At 61.1% G+C, this 19,613-nt stretch carries 14 protein-coding genes; 8 read left to right on the top strand and 6 right to left on the bottom strand.

The features are described from left to right. Nucleotides 1–57 precede the first annotated feature (57 nt). Both I6E56_RS11985 and I6E56_RS11980 read left to right on the top strand, forming a co-directional pair. Nucleotides 58–1,266, top strand: a complete 1,209-nt coding sequence (locus tag I6E56_RS11985; protein ID WP_197125837.1) for an MFS transporter — start codon at nucleotides 58–60, stop codon at nucleotides 1,264–1,266. 320 nt (nucleotides 1,267–1,586) lie between these two features. Beyond that, the gene (locus tag I6E56_RS11980) at nucleotides 1,587–4,247 is read left to right on the top strand and encodes a LuxR C-terminal-related transcriptional regulator (RefSeq protein WP_374061964.1); all 2,661 of its coding nucleotides are present in this window, start codon (nucleotides 1,587–1,589) and stop codon (nucleotides 4,245–4,247) included. On the opposite strand, the gene I6E56_RS11975 is transcribed toward I6E56_RS11980, so the two are convergent. Further along, on the bottom strand, nucleotides 4,237–5,517 hold the full coding sequence (locus I6E56_RS11975) for a glycosyltransferase (protein ID WP_197138745.1): 1,281 nt from the start codon (nucleotides 5,515–5,517) through the stop codon (nucleotides 4,237–4,239). The genes I6E56_RS11980 and I6E56_RS11975 overlap by 11 nt on opposite strands. A 248-nt stretch (nucleotides 5,518–5,765) precedes the next feature. On the opposite strand from I6E56_RS11975, the gene I6E56_RS11970 reads away from it, so the two are divergent. The 5 genes from I6E56_RS11970 to I6E56_RS11950 are packed head-to-tail and all read left to right on the top strand — an operon-like array spanning nucleotide 5,766 to nucleotide 12,924. Continuing rightward, a complete protein-coding gene (locus tag I6E56_RS11970; protein WP_197138744.1) occupies nucleotides 5,766–7,139 on the top strand; it encodes a nucleotide sugar dehydrogenase in 1,374 nt (457 codons plus the stop codon). After that, a complete protein-coding gene (locus I6E56_RS11965; RefSeq protein ID WP_197138743.1) occupies nucleotides 7,139–8,170 on the top strand; it encodes an NAD(P)-dependent oxidoreductase in 1,032 nt (343 codons plus the stop codon). The genes I6E56_RS11970 and I6E56_RS11965 overlap by 1 nt, the downstream gene beginning before the upstream one ends. Next, nucleotides 8,170–9,981 carry a glutamine--fructose-6-phosphate transaminase (isomerizing) gene (gene glmS, locus I6E56_RS11960; RefSeq protein ID WP_197138742.1) on the top strand — a complete coding sequence of 604 codons (1,812 nt, stop codon included), beginning with the start codon at nucleotides 8,170–8,172 and terminating at the stop codon, nucleotides 9,979–9,981. The genes I6E56_RS11965 and glmS overlap by 1 nt, the downstream gene beginning before the upstream one ends. Nucleotides 9,982–9,997: 16 nt before the next feature. Continuing rightward, nucleotides 9,998–12,022: a polysaccharide deacetylase family protein gene (locus tag I6E56_RS11955; protein WP_197138741.1), complete on the top strand. Its 2,025-nt coding sequence runs from the start codon at nucleotides 9,998–10,000 to the stop codon at nucleotides 12,020–12,022. Next, nucleotides 12,019–12,924: a hypothetical protein gene (locus I6E56_RS11950; RefSeq protein WP_307842844.1), complete on the top strand. Its 906-nt coding sequence runs from the start codon at nucleotides 12,019–12,021 to the stop codon at nucleotides 12,922–12,924. Before I6E56_RS11955 ends, I6E56_RS11950 begins: the two co-directional genes overlap by 4 nt. A gap of 3 nt (nucleotides 12,925–12,927) precedes the next feature. Here I6E56_RS11950 and I6E56_RS11945 read toward each other — a convergent pair whose 3' ends face one another. From I6E56_RS11945 to I6E56_RS11930, 4 genes are read right to left on the bottom strand one after another with little or no spacing between them, the layout of a single operon-like run. After that, complete coding sequence (locus tag I6E56_RS11945; protein ID WP_197138740.1) at nucleotides 12,928–13,926, bottom strand: aldo/keto reductase; 999 nt, start codon at nucleotides 13,924–13,926, stop codon at nucleotides 12,928–12,930. Between the two features lie 52 nt (nucleotides 13,927–13,978). Continuing rightward, on the bottom strand, nucleotides 13,979–15,817 hold the full coding sequence (locus I6E56_RS11940; RefSeq protein ID WP_197138739.1) for a carbohydrate-binding domain-containing protein: 1,839 nt from the start codon (nucleotides 15,815–15,817) through the stop codon (nucleotides 13,979–13,981). Between the two features lie 23 nt (nucleotides 15,818–15,840). Next, nucleotides 15,841–16,713, bottom strand: a complete 873-nt coding sequence (locus I6E56_RS11935) for a VTC domain-containing protein (RefSeq protein WP_197138738.1) — start codon at nucleotides 16,711–16,713, stop codon at nucleotides 15,841–15,843. Beyond that, the gene (locus I6E56_RS11930; RefSeq protein WP_197138737.1) at nucleotides 16,710–17,357 is read right to left on the bottom strand and encodes a DUF4956 domain-containing protein; all 648 of its coding nucleotides are present in this window, start codon (nucleotides 17,355–17,357) and stop codon (nucleotides 16,710–16,712) included. The genes I6E56_RS11935 and I6E56_RS11930 overlap by 4 nt, the downstream gene beginning before the upstream one ends. A 154-nt stretch (nucleotides 17,358–17,511) precedes the next feature. Between I6E56_RS11930 and I6E56_RS11925 the strand changes: the two genes are divergently transcribed. After that, nucleotides 17,512–18,219, top strand: coding sequence for a M50 family metallopeptidase (locus tag I6E56_RS11925; protein ID WP_197138736.1), 708 nt, complete (start codon nucleotides 17,512–17,514; stop codon nucleotides 18,217–18,219). 62 nt (nucleotides 18,220–18,281) lie between these two features. On the opposite strand, the gene I6E56_RS11920 is transcribed toward I6E56_RS11925, so the two are convergent. Then, nucleotides 18,282–19,529, bottom strand: coding sequence for an FAD-dependent oxidoreductase (locus tag I6E56_RS11920; protein WP_197138735.1), 1,248 nt, complete (start codon nucleotides 19,527–19,529; stop codon nucleotides 18,282–18,284). Between the last annotated feature and the right edge of the window lie 84 nt (nucleotides 19,530–19,613).

The following is a 19,613-nucleotide window of genomic DNA, read 5'->3' as shown; positions in this document are numbered from 1 at the left end:
AAACCAGCAATCGGCGGCACAGATTAGGCCCAATTCGACGGCTAAGCTGGAGTTCTTGTGAACGCATACATCGACCTGTTGAAAACTCCGGGCATCGCCAGAATCATCGCAGCGCAGCTCACCGCGCGACTGCCGGGCGGAATGCTTTCGTTGGCGATCCTTCTTCACGTCGAACAGATCCACAATTCTTACGGCGCTGCCGGCCTCGTGCTTGCCGCAACGAGCATTGGGCAGGGCATTGCCGGCCCGCTCACGAGCCGCTGGATGGGCATCTGGGGAATGCGCAAAGTGCTCATCCTCACCCTCATCGTTTCGGCCGCCGCCATCTTCACCATCGCGCTCGTTCCTCTCAGCGTCGGCATGTTCATGGTCGTTGGCCTCATTGCGGGCCTCAGCAACCCGCCAGTGCAACCCGCCGTACGCACGATCTACCCCAAGATGGTGAACTCCAAACAGCTCACTCCCCTGTTCTCACTCGATGCTTCAGCGCAAGAGATTATTTGGGTTGCCGGGCCGGTAGTTGCGACCTTCCTCGCTATTCAGATTTCGACAACCACAGCGATCGTTGTGGCTGGCGCATTCCTGCTCGGCGGAGGCGCTTGGTTCATCGCGAGTCCCGAAGTGGGTCAGGTGCGCATCCCGCGCAGCAAGCGCTCCTTCGGAACCGTGCTGCGACGTCCACCCGTCATGTTGGCAACCATTACCGGCTTCCTGCTCGTCGGAGCCGCAGCAGCAGTCGAAGCATCCGTAGTGTCAGTGTTTGGTCACGACGGGCCGCAAGCAGGTTTCGTGCTGGGCATCTGGGCGATTGGCTCACTCTTCGGAGGCCTCTTCCTCGGGCACTTACCCATCGGCCCTTGGGCACTCGCCCGCCGCATGTTCATTGTGTTCGTCGGCATGGCGCTTGCCATGTTCAGCCTCAACTTCTGGTGGCTCTCCATCACCCTGCTCATCGCGGGCATCGGCATCGCCCCCGCCTTCGCCGTCATCTTTGCGATCGTGTCTGCCAGCGTGAAATTCAGCGATACCGCTGAAGCGTACGGCTGGGTCGGCACCGGCCAATTGATCGGAGCAGCCCTCGGTTCCGCCGTCGCCGGCTTCCTCATCGACGCCTATGGCCCCATCGGTGGATTCTGGGCCGCCACCGTCATTGCCGCTCTCGGAGTGCTTGTTCCCACCGTCTTGCGCGGCTGGCACCCCGACCTGCGCGGCAAAGACGCGAGCCCTATCCCCGACACTGAGCCCATCAGCACTCTGCGCCAGTAGAAAACCGAGGCTGCGAGCGCTGCTAACCGCTAATCGACACGTCAGTACTCGCTGATGTCTTAGCGGTAACCGTTAGGGTCCACCATTGATTTCCGGCACCCAGAGGGCTATACAAGTATGAGGAATACCCGCAAACACCCGCATTTATGCGCACCAAACTGAACGCAGCACCCATCGACTCAGACAGGGAGTGTTCGTATGTTCCGTCTACCCAACGTGAACCGTACGGCAAACGGTACTACTTTCGAGAGCGGTCTTTCTGGACACGATCAATCCAGAGAGCATGCGTTCAACGAGCACGCTAACTAGCTGGTGTCGCCGTGGATATTATCGGCCGCAGAGCCGAACTCGATCGAATAGGCCGTTTGGCTTCCTCCCCTCATGAAGGCGCGTTGCTCGTCGTCGGCGGCGTCGGGCTCGGCAAGACCAAACTGTTAGAAGCAGCGCTCGAAGAGTCACATATCAAGGCCGTGATGGTGCGAATTAATCCAGCAGATGCTGCATGGCCCCTTTCCGGTTTCTTCACATTTCTTGCATCATTGAGCAGCCCCCACGCGATGGATATCGGTGCTGGCATGGCTCTGACTTCTACGGAACCGGCGCAGATGTTCGCGGCAGCACGCGACATCCTGTCGCTCGTGCAGGGGCTCGGTTTGCCCCCAATCTTGCTGCTGCTCGATGATGTGCATCTCATGGATCAAACAAGCCAGATTCTTGTGGGGTTTATGGCTGGGCGACTGAGAGGGACCGGCATCCGATTGGTCGCCACGTCTACCGGTGCGGACCCAGGCGGCCGCTTTGGCGGATTGCCACAATTGCATCTCGACCCGCTGAGTAGACCACTCGCGCTCGACTTTGCTCGGGCCGCACGCCCCGATAGTCGCCAGTCGGGCAGCCTGACGATAATCGTGGATCAGGCTGAGCGTAACCCCCGAGCCATCCTTGAGGCTCTGGGGCGAGTAACGGCCGAACAGCTCGACGGTCTTCAGCCGCTTTCCCTTCCCCTCGTCCCTGGCCCTACAGCGCACGCCCACGCGCGAACAATCGAAGCAACACTCACCCCTGCACAGCATCGCCTCCTCACCCGGCTTTCTGCAGCGCCAATGGTCGATACCGCTGCGGCCACTCGCGGGACTATTGACGATGAAGATGCACTGCAAGATCTCGTCTTTCTCGGAATCGCCGAAATTTTCGGACGTGAGGTGTTCATCAAGAAACCACTGCTGCGTTCTCACGTGTACTGGTCTCTGACGTCTCAGGCGAGACGTGAACTTCACCAGACGGAGGCTGACAACAGTTCTGGAAGAGATGCTCTCTGGCATCGCAGTTTTGGGACGGCTGAACAGAGCAACCCCGACGACCTACTTCGCGCTGCCGTGTCGCTCGCGCACGGAGGAGCAAGCCGAGTGGCGGTCGAATTTGCCGACCGCGCACTAGCCCTCACGAATGACCAACCCTCATCGTTGCGGAGAGTCGCACAACTCGCCCGAGTGCTATTTGAAAGCGGCGAACTAGACCTCGCCAGTCGGTACGTAATGTGTGGCCTTCATCTCACTACCAGCGCCAGTATCAGCCTAGAACTCACGGTGCTGCGGCTCATCATCGATTTCATGAGCGACCAGCGAGTTCCCGACATCGAACTCGAAGCGTGGGACGCCCTGTACGCCACCGACTTCCCAGAAGAAACCGCTGAGATGCTCGCACTCGCCGCCATCTGTCGCGGACTGAGGTGGGAGCTAGAGCCAGCGCGCTGTCTCCTGGCTCGCGCGGAAGCGATGATGCCGCCCGACGGCGGAACACGCAGAATCTTCAATCTCGCCACCAGGTTGCTCAGTGCCACCACCGGACAAGTGGGCAGCGCGATCGAACTCGACGATTCTGGGGAGTTCTCTGACTCTGAGGATGCCGCCAGCAGACCGATCGTTGATCTGCTCATTGATGCGCGCTCCTGCACCCTGCGAGAGGACTACGCCGAAGCGAGTCGTCTCTGTTCGATCATCTTGAACCGTCGACCTCAGGCTGAACCGGTGTGGGCAGACACCGCCCGATATCTGCTCGCCGATAACGACCTGCGTTCAGGCGAGCTCACGACCGCACGATTGAGTATCAGCGAGTGGAAATCTCGCTGGCTTCCTGGCTTGAGACCGGCTTTCCACTCCCATCTTGAAGCGTGGCTTGCCTACACAGAAGACAGACTCAACGATGCGGATGCGATTGTCTCGGCGGAACTCGCCCGCAATCGGTACGGCAGAAGCCCAGCACTCTCGGCACGACTCCACGCGCTTCGCGGCGAGATCGCCTTGATCGAAGGTGACGTCGAAAAGTCGACCCGGATGCTCCTGATGGCCGACCTTATCGATCACGACACCAGCAACCCATCCTTGGTGCGGCATATTCCTGATCTCGTTGAGGCACATGGCTTGGCCAACCGGTGGGCAGAGGCGCGAGCCGTTTTCGAAAGCTTCACTCGGCGGGTCCGTGACAACCCTTCGCGCTGGGCGCGCATAGCGCTTCTGCAGGCGAAACCCTCCGCCATCGAAGATGATGCCGGTGCGATCACATCCTGCGATGAGGCGCTCGATTCCATTCCCGCTGGCAGCTCGATGCTTCAGGTTGCCCGCATCCATGCCTCTAAAGCGACGCGGCTGCTGAGGCTCGATCGTGCGCTCGACGCGACCGAGTCTTTTCGCGCTGCCCTCGATGCGTTCGACATCGCCGGAGCTCGGTCGTGGGCTCGAAAGATGGAGGAGGCACTCAGTGCACTCGCCTCATTGCCAACACTCGTGAAGCTAAAACCGGCGCTCGTCGAGTTGGGCGTAGATGAACGGGCGGTGGCCGAGCTCGTACTCAAGGGCTACCGCAACAAGGAGATCGCTGCCGAACTGTTCGTCTCCGTGCGCACTGTCGAGGCCCGGCTTACGCACATTTACCGCAGTGTCGGCGCAAGTTCCCGGTCACAACTTGTCTCGCTTATGTCCTGACCGCGGCGACCTCGGTAGTCACCGCCCGGCGACTTGGACTCGCCCACGAGCCTGAGGTGGCATGACCCCACGCCCTTCTCAGCGCTCGAAGGCATAAGAAAGCATCAACGATCCGTAGGGCGATGAAAGCGAAACCCAGCACAAGCATCCACGGTTTTCGAGAGACGACGGCGGCGAAAATCGTCATGAGGTAGTCCGGAATGAGCACTCCGCACAGGAGCGCGAGCGGAGGAATGAGCAGGACAACCGCTGACGCAAAAGTGGGTTGCTCGCCATCCAGTGCATCGATAACGGTGAGGGCGAGCAGCGACACCGCCAAGGGCACGAGCAACAACATCATGACGCTCGACAGCACGAGTTCCGTGACAAAAAAGTAGAGAGCTGCCCAGAAATTTCCGCGATGGATGCCGTGCCGGCGAACTGTTTGCCAGAGACCAAGATTCCACCGGCTCACCTGTTTTGTGTAGTCGTTCATTGTCGCGGGGTCTTGAGTGAGCGCTATCGCTGCGGTCGGGTGAAACGCGATTCGCCCCAACTTTTTGGCGTGCACTTCGAAGGTCATGTTGTAGTCCTCGATCGTCAAGCCGGGGGCGTCGATATCAATCTCAGACAGGATGCGGCTGCGATACATACTGGCGAACCCCGGCACGATCGAGACCACGTTCGCGCCTCGCGCCGCCTGACCGAATTTGTGTAAGTACTGCATGGTCACATAGACCCTTTCGCGGTAGGCGACCAAGATTCGACCTATCAACGAGGTATCGGCAACCTCCGGCAGGCTCGTCGCCATTCCCGCCACCGCAACAACATTGTCGTCGCTGAACAAGGGCAAACCAGTGTCGAAATAATCTGGCGCAAGCTGGGTATCGGCGTCCAGCACCATGACGACCTCGAACTGCGATGCCAGATCAAATTCCCGAATGAGCATCGACAGGGCGCCGGCTTTTCCACGATTGGGTCGAAGGTCGAGCACAGTCGCTCCCGCATCCATCGCAATGTCACAGGTCGAGTCTGTCGAACCGTCAGAGACAACAAAAATGTGCGACGCGGGAATCAGGGATGCCGCCGAACTGATCGTGGTGCCAATCACAAGTTCTTCGTTATGGGCCGCAATGATGACGGCGACATCGTCGCGGGTGGGGAGGGAACCTCGCGGCCGCGGCCGCCAACGGTGCAACCATGACGTCGCAACGCGCGCGAGACCAGCCGTGGTCCAGACGAGGGTGTTCACGCCAACAATCAGCAGAACAGCGACGATAAAGGTGATCATCTCAAGTTGCTCCTCCGCTCCCACGTTAACGCCGAATCGTGCCGCAACGTGGAGGATTCCCGCAGGCGAACCACATCGAACATGCGGAAAACCGCAAGCTCCGCAGACAGCCACATGTCCAACCGCAGTTGAGCGCGTGACACCTTGACCGGCCACGATGCTCGGCAACACAGTGGAGTTCTCGATCCCCCGAACGGTCCGGCAGAGCGCACACAGTTGCCGCCCCTCATCCCCCTCAGGAGCTATTCGTGACGACTACCGAAGTGACACGCGCGCCGCGAGTCACCACCCCACTACACCCCGCCTTCAGCTCCGCACTTCCGAGCGCCGCAATCGGCACCCCTCCCCTGTCGATCGACACTGAGTTCGATTACGACGTTGCAATCGTCGGGCTCGGATATGTCGGGCTCCCCACGGCGCTCGCGTTCCACCACTCCGGCAACAGGGTGCTCGCGCTCGACAACTCACCCCAGAGGATTGCAACGATCGCTGAGCGCTCAGCCGACGTGTTGGATGACGACCAGCAGCGGCTCATTCGCGCTCTCGATGACCCCGGCTTCGTTCTCACCTCCGACCAATCGTTGCTGGCGCGAGCTGCCGCCGTGATCGTGTGCGTTCCGACTCCAGTCGATGAACATCTCGTACCGGATCTCGCCATTCTGCGCTCGGCGTGCGCCACGGTAGTTGACCACGCCACCACCGGACAACTCATCGTTCTCACCTCGACGACCTATGTCGGATGCACGCAAGACCTCATCATCGCTCCGCTGCTCGCCCGCGGTTTCGAGGCGGGCCGAGACCTCTACGTCGCGTTCAGCCCTGAGCGCATCGACCCTGGCAACGCATCCGTCAACCATGACGACGTTCCTCGTGTTGTTGGAGCATCCACCCCAGAATGCGAGCGCCGGGCTGAAGCTCTGCTGCGGCGCTACGCCAGCAGCGTGCACGTCGTTCACTCGCTAGCCGCAGCCGAAATGACCAAACTGCTTGAGAACACTTTTCGTGCCGTGAACATCGCACTCGCAAACGAGTTTGCTGACATCTGCCGTGCTCTTGATCTTCCGATCATCGAAGTTATTGATGCGGCATCCACGAAACCGTACGGATTCATGAGGTTCATGCCCGGGCCCGGAGTGGGCGGTCATTGCATTCCGTGCGATCCGCACTACCTGCTATGGCAGCTAAAAACCAAGCATGTGGAAGCGCCCATGATCCGTCAGGCGATGACGGAGATAGCCGCGAGGCCAAGCCGAGTCGTTGACCGCGCTCGGGACGTTCTCTCTGACGCCGGTCGCGGCATGGTCGGCGCCCGAGTGCTCGTTGTCGGTGTGGCATACAAGCCGAACGTGGCCGATCTTCGCGAGTCACCCGCAATCGAAATCTTGGCTGGCCTCAGAGATCGGGGTGCAACTGTCAGCTACGTCGACGACCTTATCCCCGCCATTCGGATGCCAGGCGGCGATTGGCTCAACGCACACAACGACCCCGGGTCGTTCGACGCAGAACTCGTCATCATCCACACCAAGCACGATTGGGTCGACCTCTCTTGGATCGGCGACAACGCGGCCGTGCTCGACACTACCTATCGCGAATCCACCATCACTAGAAGGGCAGTTCTCTAATGAGCAGTACACGCAGCCTTACCCGCACCCGCACCCGCACGACAGTGACCGGCGGTGCTGGTTTCATCGGCAGTCACCTGATCGAGCACCTCTTAGCTGAGGGTGATGACGTAATCGCGTTCGACGATATGTCGACGGGTAGTCGCGCCAACCTCGACGATGCCCTGCTCCTGAGCGAATCAGACTCGACAGGGTCCCTCACCATCGTCGAAGGCTCAATCCTCGACAAGCCGGCTCTCGATGCGGTAATCGCGGGAGCAGACCGCGTATTTCACCTCGCTGCAGCGGTAGGTGTTCGGCTCATTGTCGATGAACCCCTCGCGGGGCTGCGCACAAACATCCATGGCACAGAGAACGTACTCGACGCGTGCCTGGCGCATGACGTGGCGTTGCTGGTGACATCGACGAGTGAGGTCTACGGCAAGAACACGTCAGACAGCCTGAGCGAAGACGCCGACCGCATTCTTGGTTCATCCAGTATGTCGCGATGGACCTATGCTGCCGCGAAGAGCATCGATGAAGCTTTTGCTAATGGCTATGTGACCGAGTTTGGGTTGAGAGTAGCCATCGTGCGGCTATTCAATACCGTCGGCCCGCGTCAAACCGGCCGATACGGGATGGTGGTGCCTCAACTCGTTGGCCAAGCGCTGCGTGGCGAGCCCCTCACGGTGTTCGGTAGCGGCACGCAGACACGGTGCTTCTCCTCGGTGCGGGATATTGCACCGGCGATCGCGAGGATTCAAGAGCACCCGGGAACCGTCGGGCTTGCGGTGAACCTCGGCGGCGGCCACGAGATTTCTATACTGGATCTCGCACACCGCATCATCGAGCTCACCGGGAGCACAAGCGAAGTGCAGCTCGTTCCGTATTGCGAAGCGTATCCCGCTGGCTTCGAGGACATGGAACGACGCGTGCCGAACAACTCCCTCGCGGGATCGTTGATCGGATTCGAACCGCTGACCAGCATCGACGAAATCATCCTCAGTGTGATGGACCACCTTGGCGCTCGCGCCCCTGTCCCCAGCCTCTAATGTGTGGCATTATCGCGTGCCTCACCGAGGCTCCCGCCGCGCCATTCCTCGTGCGAGGCTTGCGGCTGCTTGAGTACCGCGGCTATGACTCCATCGGCGTCGCGGTGCTCACTGACATCGGGGCGACGGCCGTCATCAGATCGGTGAATAGAGTCGACGATCTCGAAACGATGGTCGAAGAGTGGGCAGGACAGCCTCTTGGTTCCATGGGGCTCGGCCACACACGCTGGGCAACCCATGGTGCCGTGACACCGTCGAACGCGCACCCTCATCAAGATTGCACCGGACGAATCTCGATTGTCCACAACGGCATTATCGATAACGCGGATGCGCTGAGACACGAGCTTTCCGCTGCCGGGCACGAATTCGCTTCCGCCGTCGATTCGGAGGTGATCTCTCACCTACTCGAAGACGCGATGGATGCCGGCCACGACCTGCTGTCGGCAATGAGGGCAATCCTTCCGCGGCTGTCAGGCTCGTGGGCCATCGTCGCGATGGATGCCGGCGAAGGACGCACTGTTGGCACAGCCCACGGCTCGCCCCTGCTGGTGGGCACGTCATCGCACGGCGCATTTCTGGCAAGCGATGTGTCGGCAATCAACGAATGGGTCGACCAGTTCCAGCCCCTGGAGGACGGGGACATTGTGGAACTTGCTACCGAGCCGGTATGGATGAGGGGCGGCCACGCGGTCGCTCCACCACGGCTGTGGAGTGCAGAGCGTTCCCTCCAGCATGAACAACTCGACGACCATCCCGACTTCATGCATCGAGAAATCGACGAGCAGCCAGAAGTTGCCGCACGCATTCTTGACGAACTTGTGGCGGGGATTCCCACTGGATCGTTGTGGCGAAATCTCGGACTTGGTTGGGTCGACAGGGTCGCGGTCGTCGGATGTGGAACTTCGCTGAATGCTGCATCCGTTGTGGCACGGACCTTTGGACGTCTCGGCGAGATGCCCCACCAAGCTCTGGTGGCTAGCGAAGCCGTCAGCGCGGTCATTGAACAGGGAACTCTCGTTATGGTGTTCAGCCAATCGGGCGAGACGGCCGACATCATGCGGGCCGTCGACCACATTCAAGGCTTCGATGCCTCGATGCTCGCCGTCACCAACAACCCACATTCGTCGCTTGCCCGACGATCCGATTCTGTCGTGACCTGCCGTGCCGGCACGGAAATCGGGGTTGCGGCCACCAAGACATTCACCGCGCAGGTAGTAACCGGAGTGTGCGTAGCGTTGTCAGGTCTCGTTGCGCAGCACAGGCTTGAACGATCTCGGGCGCGCGAATACGCCGACGACCTTCGTCATCTGCCCGACATGCTCGCGCAGGCGCTTGCCATCTCAAAAGATGTTATTCCGCCGATTGCACACGAACTTATCGATCCAAGTGGGTTCCTTTTTCTTGGTCGCGGACCCGGCGTCGCCTACGCAGAAGAGGGCGCACTGAAGCTCAAAGAACTCACCTACCGCTGGGCTGAGGCCTACCCCGCTGGCGAACTCAAACATGGGCCGCTCGCGCTCGTCGAGAGCGGCACTCCCGTCATCGTCGTCGATAACGACGACCGCCGCCTCCGCGGAAATATTGCCGAAGTTGAGGCTCGCGGCGGTCGAGTCATTCGAATCGGAACGTCGGGAAGCACTATTCCTGCTCTTGGCCGGAGCATGGATCGCCCACTGGCCGGCGGAATGGACCAGTGGGGGCCGCTGGAGTCAGTGATTCCGATGCAAGTGCTCGCCCGAGAACTCGCGCTTGCCCTGGGTCGAGACGTAGACAAACCCCGCAACCTCGCCAAATCAGTAACAGTCGACTAGAGAGAATCCCGAAATCATGAAACGTCACATTCTGCCCGTCGGAGTAATGGTGGCCGCGCTGGCCATCGTTGTCGCGACAACTCAAGGCAACCCCTTCACCGCGATTACCGCCGACGGATCCCTCACGGACACCACCGTCTCAGAGTCGACGCTGCCCATCGTTGAAAAACCAGCCGAAACCTCTGACGCGGCCACAACGAACCAGCCGCCCGCGAGTGAACCCCAGACACCCGCAGCCAATCAGAGCCCTGATGTGCCCACAACAACGGTGACTGCGCGCAAGCCGAAACCGACACCAGTGTCGACGCCGATTCCTGCACCGGTGGTCCCTGCACCGGCACCGGTTCCCGCACCGGCGCTGGATCCGGCTCCCGACCCGACACCGGTACCCGACCCAACACCAGACCCCGTTCCGGATCCGACCCCAGGCCCGACGCCGGCCCCCGTCCCGGACCCAACACCCGACCCGACGCCAGATCCAGACCCGACACCGGATCCGGATCCGACACCCGACCCAACACCGCGCCCGTACACCATCGTGAGCCTCACTTTCGATGACGCAAATTCCGACCAAATGGCAGCGGTAAACATTATGAACAGCCTTGGAATCCGCGGCACGTTCTACGTTCCGTCTGGCTATGTCGGCGCAAATGGACACTTCACGCAGGCTGATCTTTCCGCGCTAGCCTCGGCCGGCCAGGAGATCGGTGGTCACTCGGTGACACATGCTGACTTGACGGCGCTGCCCAACGACGAGGTGAAACGGCAGGTCTGCAACGACCGTGTCACTCTCTCGAACTGGGGCTTCGACATCCGCAGCTTTGCGTATCCTTTCGCCGAGACCAACGCTTCTGTCGAAACGGTAGTGGAAGAATGCGGGTACACCACCGCCCGCATGCTCGGTGATATCAAGTCGCGCTTCGGATGCTCGAGCTGCGATTATGCGGAATCACCGCAGCCGAGCAATCCCTATTACACACGCGCACTCGATCAGGTCGACAACACGTGGACCCTGCAGGACTTCAAGGATGCGGTGACCAACGCAGAAAGCACCGGCGGCTGGCTCCAATTTACCTTCCACAATGTGTGCACAACGTCGTGCGGTGAGCTCGCCGTTTCAGAATCACTATTCTCTGAATTTGCGACGTGGCTAGCAGCACGCTCCACCACCATGAACACTGTGACCATGCCAGTGGGCGATGCCGTTGGGGGTCCGGTGCGACCTCTCGTTGACGGCCCGGTCGGTTCCAGCGGCGGCGGCGTGACGAACCCGGGGCTTGAGAATCCGGGTTCACATGGTTCCCCCGAGTGCTGGTTCCAGGCACCCTACGGAACGAATACTGCCGTGTTCTCTACCGTGAGCCCTGGCCACTCCGGGGCAGTGGCGAGCAAGATCACCATGACCGGATATGTCTCCGGAGATGCAAAACTCTTGCCCACCTTCGATCTGGGGTCGTGTGCTCCGGGAGCGACCGAGGGACACACCTATTCACTCGAAAGCTGGTACACCTCAACCGTGGTGACTCAGTTTGCGGTCTATCTCAGAACCGCCTCGGGATCGTGGCAGTACTGGACATCGAGCCCGTGGTTCGCGGGAGAGTCGAGTTGGACGCTGGCAGAGTGGACGACCCCAGCGATTCCCGCCGGCTACACCGGAATCAGTTTTGGGTTGAACATTTTCTCGAATGGCGAGCTGGTTACCGATGACTACGCGATCTCGGATAACACTGCGGCTGCCCCGGCTGAAGAACCAGCGGCCGCGGCAGCTCTCACAGAGCCGGAATCTGCAATCGAGGCCGAGACCGTGGGCACCGAAGAGGCACCAGCGGAATCCGCAGAGGAACCGCCAGCCGAGCCGGCGAAAGAGACTCCACCTCCGGCGGTTGAGCCGACGACGACTGCTCCAGAAGTCGAGCCGATCGCGGAACCTGACCCGGCTCCGGCAGCGGATGTCACCCCCGAGCCCGCTGTAGCTGAACCTGTGGTCGAAGAACCCGCAGCCCTGCCGGTGGCAGAGGAGGGTGACGCAGCTACGCCGTGACAACCCAACCGCACATCCGAGGGGCAGCGCGCACCGGTCAACTGGTGAGCGTTGCCCTGGGGGTGTGCATTTTCGCGTCATTTACGGGGTGCGTTGACGGCCGGCAATCGAGCAGCCCAGCCTCATCGCAGTCGCCGTCGGCACCACGCACGCCGTCGTCAACAGCCGCGCCGTCGCCGACAAAAACAGCAACTCCAGCGCCGACTGAGTCGAAGCCCTCTGAGCCGGATGCGCCAGCCCCTCCTGCCGCATCGGAGTATCCGTGGCACACAAACATCGTCTCAACCACGTTTTGGGTTGGCGAAATTTTCGATGCTTCTGCGGCCGACGGCAGCCAAGAGATTTCAACCTATGACTCCGATTGGCTTGGCAGCTACGGCGGATGCGACGGTCTCGTGGTCGGCGCCGAGTGCAGAACCGAGGCCCGAGTGTCGAGCAACGGCTACTTTCCTTCGTCGATGAAGCCGCGCGAGAACCCTTTCTATCTCGACCTGCCGTACGACGACATCAACGACCGCACTGGTTTTGCGAATCGCGACGCCGTCATCCCGTGGGCGTCAGAATCTGCCTATGCTTCCCACCGCGGCGACCCATCCTTCAGCTATATGAAGAACCGATGGGTCGAGATAACCCGGGCTGGGGCTATCTGTTTCGGTCAAATTCAGGATGCGGGCCCCGGCGAGTACCACGATGCAGCCTATGTTTTCGGCACAGACGACGCTCGGCCAGCGAACTCCCGCTATGGCGGTGCCGGGCTTGATGTGTCGCCGGCGCTCACGAGCTGTTTGGGCTACCCGGAGATCAACGGCCAATCTGCTGTCGTCAATTGGAGGTTCGTCGACACTTCTGACGTGCCCCGCGGGCCTTGGCTGACCATCGTGACGACCAGCCAAGTGCGCTAACTATTACCAGCGCGGATGCACGGCCGCACGAAAGTGGCGGTCGTAGATGTCGCGCACGCCGGCCATGAAGCCCTCGCTCAGCTGAGGCACTTCGCCAGCACCAGCATTGGACTGGGCCTGCGCCACGTTGCGAGCGCCCGGAATAACCGAGCTAACGCCAGGCTGCTGAGCAACCCAGGCGAGGGCAATCTGCGGAGTGGAGAAATCGCTGACAGCGGGCTCAGCAGCAATCAGTGCCGCGAATTCCTGAGCCGCCGCAACACCGGTCTCGAAGTCGATACCCGAGAAGGTCTCGCCCACATCGAAGGCTTCGCCGTTGCGGTTGTACGTGCGGTGGTCATTCTCCGCAAACGTCGTGTCGACGCGGTACTTGCCACTGAGCAAGCCGGAGGCCAGCGGCACGCGAGCGATGATTCCGACGCCAGCGTCGAGCGCGGCTGGCAGGACCGCATCGAGCGGCTTGAGGCGGAAGGCGTTGAGGATGATCTGCACGGTCGCAACGTTCGGGCGGGCGATAGCGGCGAGCGCCTCATCCGCGGTCTCGACGCTCACACCGTAGGCCGCGATGGCGCCCTCGGCGACGAGAGTGTCGAGGTCGTCGAAGACGGCATCCATGCTGAAGACCGCGGTGGGTGGGCAGTGCAGTTGCACCAAGTCAAGAGTGTCGGTGCCGAGATTGCGGCGCGAGCGGTCGGTCCATTCGCGAAACTTGGCGAGTGTGAAGTTGCTCGGGTCTTGGGCTTCACGACGCCCCATCTTGGTGGCGACCGTGATGTCGAGCGCGGGACGATCGGCTAGATAGCCACCGATGAGGGTTTCGCTTCGGCCATCGCCATAGACATCGGCGGTGTCAAAGAAGGTGACTCCCCCGTTAACAGCGGCATCGAGCACGCCGCGGGCATCTGCCTCACTGACGTCTCCCCAGTCGGCGCCGAGCTGCCACGTGCCGAGACCGATTGCGGAAACAGAGCGGCCCGTGCGGCCGAGAGTGCGAATATCCATACGATAACGCTACGCCCTCCGCTGGAACGGCGGGTGCCTCGCGACCGTGTGCTTAGCCCTCGGTTCGACCCCCAGCATCAGTGCCGGACCGGTCGCTTCGGTCCGATCGAGAAACAGTGCCGGCAGGGTCGTCCCCTCCGATCGCGGTCGAGTCGAGAGTGGCCGCTGAATAATCGCCCGCATGTGCGAACCCCCCAAGGATCGTGTCCTCGAGCTCGCCGCCGGTGAAGGCGTTATAGCTGGCACCAGCCACAATCTCGTCAGAGCTGAAGACGATCGACTGCGTCGTCTTCAGGGTGGTAAAACCGGCGACCGCATTGCCGGCACTATCGACGAGAGTGACCACAGTGTCCGCGGGAATGTCAGTCTCAAAGAGAAAGGAGACAGTCGTCTGTTCGGATTCGGCATCCGGAGCTTCTGCCATCAACGAACTGCCGACTGCGAGCAGAGTTCCTCCTGAAATGAGGAAGGTGCTGTCGGTATCGAGCGCACCATTGCGACTGTCGGTCGTGCCGGTCACAACGATCGTTCCGCCCGAAATGCTGGCCACACCGTTGACATCAATGCCATCGCTATTGGAATCGATCACGATCTCGCCGCCGGTGATCAGTAAAGTGTTTGTGCTGTCGGAAGCGAGTTCAGTGTCTGCCTCCGCCGCACTTGCTCCCTCCTCGACCGGGCCATTCGCCGAAGACACGTTAATGCCATCGTCGCTGGCCGTGACATCGATCGAACCGCCAGAGATGGTGACGGCCTGGCCTTCGATACCCTCAACACTGTGCGTGATGAGGAGCGTTCCGTCGCTGATGTAGGCCGTGCCTTCCGCATGGAAGCCGTCGTCTCCGGTGGCGAGCGTGACCATTCCCGAACCCAGGTGGATGGCACCGTCGGAGTGCACGGCATCATCCGAAGAATCGACCGTGACGGTTGCCCCTTCGAGCACCGTGAAATCACCCGATTTGAGTCCCTTCGACGACACATCGTCATCGGCGAGAATCGCCGCCCCGCCACCCGAGATCACCGCAAGCGAGCCGCCTGAGACCACCAGATCGGTCTCGGCCTGCAGACCGTCACCGGCGGCATCCACCGCCACGATTCCTGCGGTGATCGCGATGAACCCCCGAGCCTCGTCGCTGTCGTTATCCGACTTGAGCCCGTCGCCGCCGGCAGCAATGTTGACATCGCCGCCCTGGATCACGAGGTAATCCTTGCCACGGATGCCGTCGTCAACGGCGTCGACCGTGATGCTTCCGGAGTCGATCGTGACCCCAGCGGAGCTCGCGATCGCATCGTTCGCATTGCCGTGGACCGTGAGCGATCCATCGCCCCACACCAGGAGGTCGGTGCTGCTATCGAGTGCAGCCCCCGCTTCAGAATCGTCAGCGTAGGCGCTGGTATCGCTGAGCGAGTTAACGCTGCCGTCCGCTAGAACGATTTGCGCTTCATCCGCCGCCGCAAAATAGATCGCGGCTGTGGTCGAACTGGAAATATTTGCGCCATCAAGCACGAGGCGCACAATGCCCTCGTCAGCGGTATCCACGACAATCTGGCCGTCAGAAAGTGTGCCACCGAGCACGTACGTTCCCGCTGTGGTGATGGTGATGGTACTGCCGTCAATGACAGCACCGGCACCACTGGCACTCGCTGTCGTGCTCTGCAAGGCGATAGACACTGCCTGCGTCACGCTGTAGTCGAAGTCAGCGGATGTCGTTGGCGAGGTGTCGTTGTCGGCCAAGATCTGTTCGGCATTCTGCGTCGCATCGATGCCGAGTGCACCGACCGCTGCTGCCTCAGCAGTCGCATCGCTGAGGGCTGCGGTCGAGCATCCGGCCACGATTGCGGTGAGGACAATCGTGGAGAAACCGGCGGCGAAAAGCGTCTTTTTTCCCACGATGTGTCCCTAGCAGAAATTGGTTAGGCGGCGAGAACCGAAGGCAGGTCTTGCGCCTCAAGTGCCGGAGCAAAGTGCTGGCGCAATACTCGTGCCCACCGGTTGTTCGGCAGTTCTGGCCGCAGCGCAGCAAGCCCTGTTGCGAACTTGGAGATGCGGTCGGGGCGGTGCCCCATTCGCCATAGGATGCGGTCAACCTCGCTGGCCTGACCTGCCGACTTTGTCTCCACGATCACGGTGTCGGCGAAAGACAATTCTGCGGTGCCAAATTCAGCTTCAGCGAACTCAGCGGTGTCGTCCGCGTTGGCGCCGTGCTGGTCGACAGCGTGCTCGTCGGCGACGGTGCGCTGCCAGGCGAGAGAACTGTCGATCGTGCACCGGCTACCGCTGGCGGGCAAGAACAGTGTCGTGCGGGTGTAACGAGTCGTGAGTACTGGCTCCATTACCTCCGTGTCGATTCCTTCGACCGAAGCATCATGGAGCAGCTCGTCGATATAGTCACGCCCAGCCTCGGTGAGGTGATCGCGCTCGTCGAAGCTATACGGCAGTCGCTGCTTCGCGGTGGTTCCGCGTGACCCCTTGGTCTTGACCTCGAGGTAGCAGTCTCCGGTGTCCATGTAGCTGCGAGTGCGAGCCTTGAAGCGGCGACGACGCGGGTGGGCTGCCAGCAGGTAGCTGGCGGCATCCGGAGTATCAAAGTAGACGGACTCGTAGTCAAAGTGCTGCTGATCGTTGATCTCCAGCACACGAGCCTGGTCTTCGAGCTCCGCGAGCAGGGCAACCAAATCGGATGCCGGAACCAGGTACTTGCGGTCAACGCGGGTCAGGAGAGAGGCACGTTCGGCCAGCTCTTCGAGCGAGATCGTGGCGAAGCGCTCGGTGTCGGGGGTAGTCATCGGTTCGCTCCTTCCAGAAGCTCTGACGCGGTGGTGGGTGTAGTGCTGCCGGTGACGTGGGCGCCGCCGGTGATCCGGTAGCGAACATCCACCACAGTGGTGTCGTTGACAAGGTCAAGCTTGTTGATCGTGACCGAGTGCACTCGAGCACCGAGAAGGTTTTCGAGACGAGCCCGCAGGATGGACTCGTCGGCGATTGCGGAGTCCAAAGTCACTGTCTGCTGGCGGTACGCACGGAAGAGTCCTGGGTGATCACCGAAGGTCATAACCAGCAGGAGCATGGCCATGAGTGCGGGTGCGACGAAACTCGCGAGCGTTGTTGTCGAGGCCGTGTCGGCCGAGAGATCGGCGGCGCCCAGGCCCGCGATGAGGCCGAGAGCGAGGGCTGCGAAGTAGTAAGCAACCTCGTGCTGCGCGATTTCAGACGAACGCAGACGGATGATGGAGAGCACTCCAAAGAGACCAAGACCGAGACCAACGCCCACCGCACTATCGGCGAGCATGACCGTGACGGCCATAACGCCAACGTTCACGATGAGGTACGCCACGAGCAAGTCGCGGCGGCGGTGACGCGGGAAGTACAGAGCGAAGGTGAGAAGGCCGATAGCGACAAGGTCGAGGGCGATCATGGTGAGTTGGCTCATTGTGGGACTCCAGGTTGGTGCGAGATGTAGTCGCGCTTTCACGCTGGTACCCATTGAGCCCGAGAACCCTATGGGGTTTCTATGAACAGACTTCGCGCGGCGTGGGAGTCTGAAGATGGCGTGCAATGCCCAGTGCAGGTGAGAGAATTCGACAATGGATGCCCTCCTCGACTCCCTCGCCCGCACAACGCCCGTCGACATTTCGCCGACCCTGCTGATTGTGATCGTGGCCGCCGCAGCCGTACTGAGCATCCCGCAGCCCATCTGGAAGTGGTTCGGACTCTTCACGACCCTTGTGCACGAACTCGGGCATGCCGTTGGCGCCATACTGACCGGTCGCTTCGTTCACGGAATGAAGATTCGCATGAACCATTCGGGCGAAGCCGTCAGCAGCGGTCGCGGCAAACTCGGCTCCGTGATCAGCGGATCGCTCGGTTATCCGGCACCCGCAATCGTCGGAGCCGTGCAACTCTGGTGCGTCACCCAGGGCTACACCGCGATGGCCCTGTTCGTGGGCGGCATCATTTTGGTGCTCACCCTGCTGGTTATCCGCAATCTCTTCGGCTTTCTTGTCGTGGCGGTATCCGCTGCCGCGAGCGCCGCCCTCTGGGTATGGGCAACTCCAGAACAGCAGAGCTACGTATTGCTGATCATCGCCATTGCGCTGCTCGTCGGAAGCGTGCGCGGCCTCGCCACCGTGATTGGCGTACACACCCGTCGCCGCGATCAACTGAGCACCTCAGACGCGTACCTGCTCTTCAAGCGCACCGGAGTGCCATCCGTTTTCTGGTTGCTCGTGTTTGCTGCTCTGATCGGTGCCAGCGTGGTCTGGGCCGTCACCATGGTGCTCGAAACGTACTAGCGCGGTTGGGCTCCCGCTGGCAAAGAACGGCCGGCGGTGCGGTTGTGCTGCACTGATCGCCGCTAGGCGCGCGGCCGCAGAATGCCGCGCGCGATACGTTCCGGGCGAAACCCATAGCCCACGATCCTCGCCAAGATGGGGCGAAGGCGCGGCAGAACCACTGCGATCACGAAGCGTTCGCGCAGTTGCGGTGGGTTGTGCAGAACAACTCCACGTGTCGCGCGATTGATGAGCCGGTGCGCAACCCGTTGCATGCGCTGCATGAGCGCGGTCGGAAGCGCCCGGCGACGCTGCAGCGCAGCACATGCCTCGTCGATCGCTGCGGCATCCGTTCCCTTGGTACGCAGTGCGGGAACCAGGATGTTCGCGAGAGCAACAGCATCCTGAATCGCGTAGTTGATACCCACGCCGAACGCGGGCGACATGGCGTGGGCGGCATCCCCGATGCACAGCGCGCCAGGAACCCACCATTTGTGCAGGCGGTTGATCTGCACCGACAACAGCTTCACATCGTCGAAGCTGCCGATCTCGGCCGTGACTTCGGTAAGACGCGGGGCGATGCTCGCGATCGTGTGGCGGAAGGCCTCGATGCCTGCCTTTTGAAATTCAGGAAAAGTGCCCTTGCGAATAAGGAGCCCGCACTGAAAATAGCCGGGCCGCGGAATCGTCACGAGAGCCGAACCACCACGAATGTTCGCCAACGTGTCCGGCATTGGTTTTGTCGGCCGTGGCACCCGAAACCACAGCACATCTATGGGAACACCGTAGTCATGAGGCACTAAACCGAGAGAGTCGCGCACTGCAGAATCGCGCCCATCAGCGGCTACCGTGAGCGCCGCCGTAACGCGTATCGGGCCATCGGACGTGCTCGCCTTAACACCCACGACTCGGCCGTTTTCCTGAATTTCCGACTGCGCGGTCGCCTCAAGCACCAACCGGAACGACGACTGCGCACGCGCTTCCTCAGCGAGCAACGTCAGCAGATCCCACTGTGGCATCAGCGTGACATAGGGGTGTGGGGCGGGCAGGGTGGTGAAATCAACCGCCTTCAGCCGGATGCCGTCAATGACCGCATCGAGGCTAGAAAGTTCACTGTGCTCAATTGCTTTCGCCTGAGCGCCCACGCCTAACTGATCGAGCAAATTCAGCGTGGATGGGTGAACGGTGTCACCACGAAAGTCCCGCAAAAAGTCGGCGTGCTTCTCCAGCACCACAACGTCGACCCCGGCTCGGGCGAGAATCAGGCCGGCCACAATTCCCGCTGGCCCACCGCCCGCAATGCACACGGTGGTTTCGAGTTGCTGGGTCATGAGACTTCCCTCCGTTGCCCTCCAACGGTACTCCCCCACTGCCCAGTGACTCGCGACTTCGCTGCTGTACTGAAGTGCTGCTGT

Origin of the sequence: Salinibacterium sp. NK8237, assembly GCF_015864955.1 — a bacterium.
GTDB lineage: Bacteria > Actinomycetota > Actinomycetes > Actinomycetales > Microbacteriaceae > Rhodoglobus.
Note: the sequence above shows the minus strand (reverse complement) of the source record. Positions and strands in the feature narration are given on the sequence as shown.

Bases quoted from the DNA above. Each gene is read 5' to 3' on its own strand.
- I6E56_RS11975 (WP_197138745.1), bottom strand. From the start codon at position 5,517: ATGATCACCTTTATCGTCGCTGTTCTGCTGATTGTTGGCGTGAACACC.
- I6E56_RS11965 (WP_197138743.1), top strand. From the start codon at position 7,139: ATGAGCAGTACACGCAGCCTTACCCGCACCCGCACCCGCACGACAGTG.
- glmS (WP_197138742.1), top strand. From the start codon at position 8,170: ATGTGTGGCATTATCGCGTGCCTCACCGAGGCTCCCGCCGCGCCATTC.
- I6E56_RS11955 (WP_197138741.1), top strand. From the start codon at position 9,998: ATGAAACGTCACATTCTGCCCGTCGGAGTAATGGTGGCCGCGCTGGCC.
- I6E56_RS11945 (WP_197138740.1), bottom strand. From the start codon at position 13,926: ATGGATATTCGCACTCTCGGCCGCACGGGCCGCTCTGTTTCCGCAATC.
- I6E56_RS11935 (WP_197138738.1), bottom strand. From the start codon at position 16,713: ATGACTACCCCCGACACCGAGCGCTTCGCCACGATCTCGCTCGAAGAG.
- I6E56_RS11930 (WP_197138737.1), bottom strand. From the start codon at position 17,357: ATGAGCCAACTCACCATGATCGCCCTCGACCTTGTCGCTATCGGCCTT.
- I6E56_RS11925 (WP_197138736.1), top strand. From the start codon at position 17,512: ATGGATGCCCTCCTCGACTCCCTCGCCCGCACAACGCCCGTCGACATT.
- I6E56_RS11920 (WP_197138735.1), bottom strand. From the start codon at position 19,529: ATGACCCAGCAACTCGAAACCACCGTGTGCATTGCGGGCGGTGGGCCA.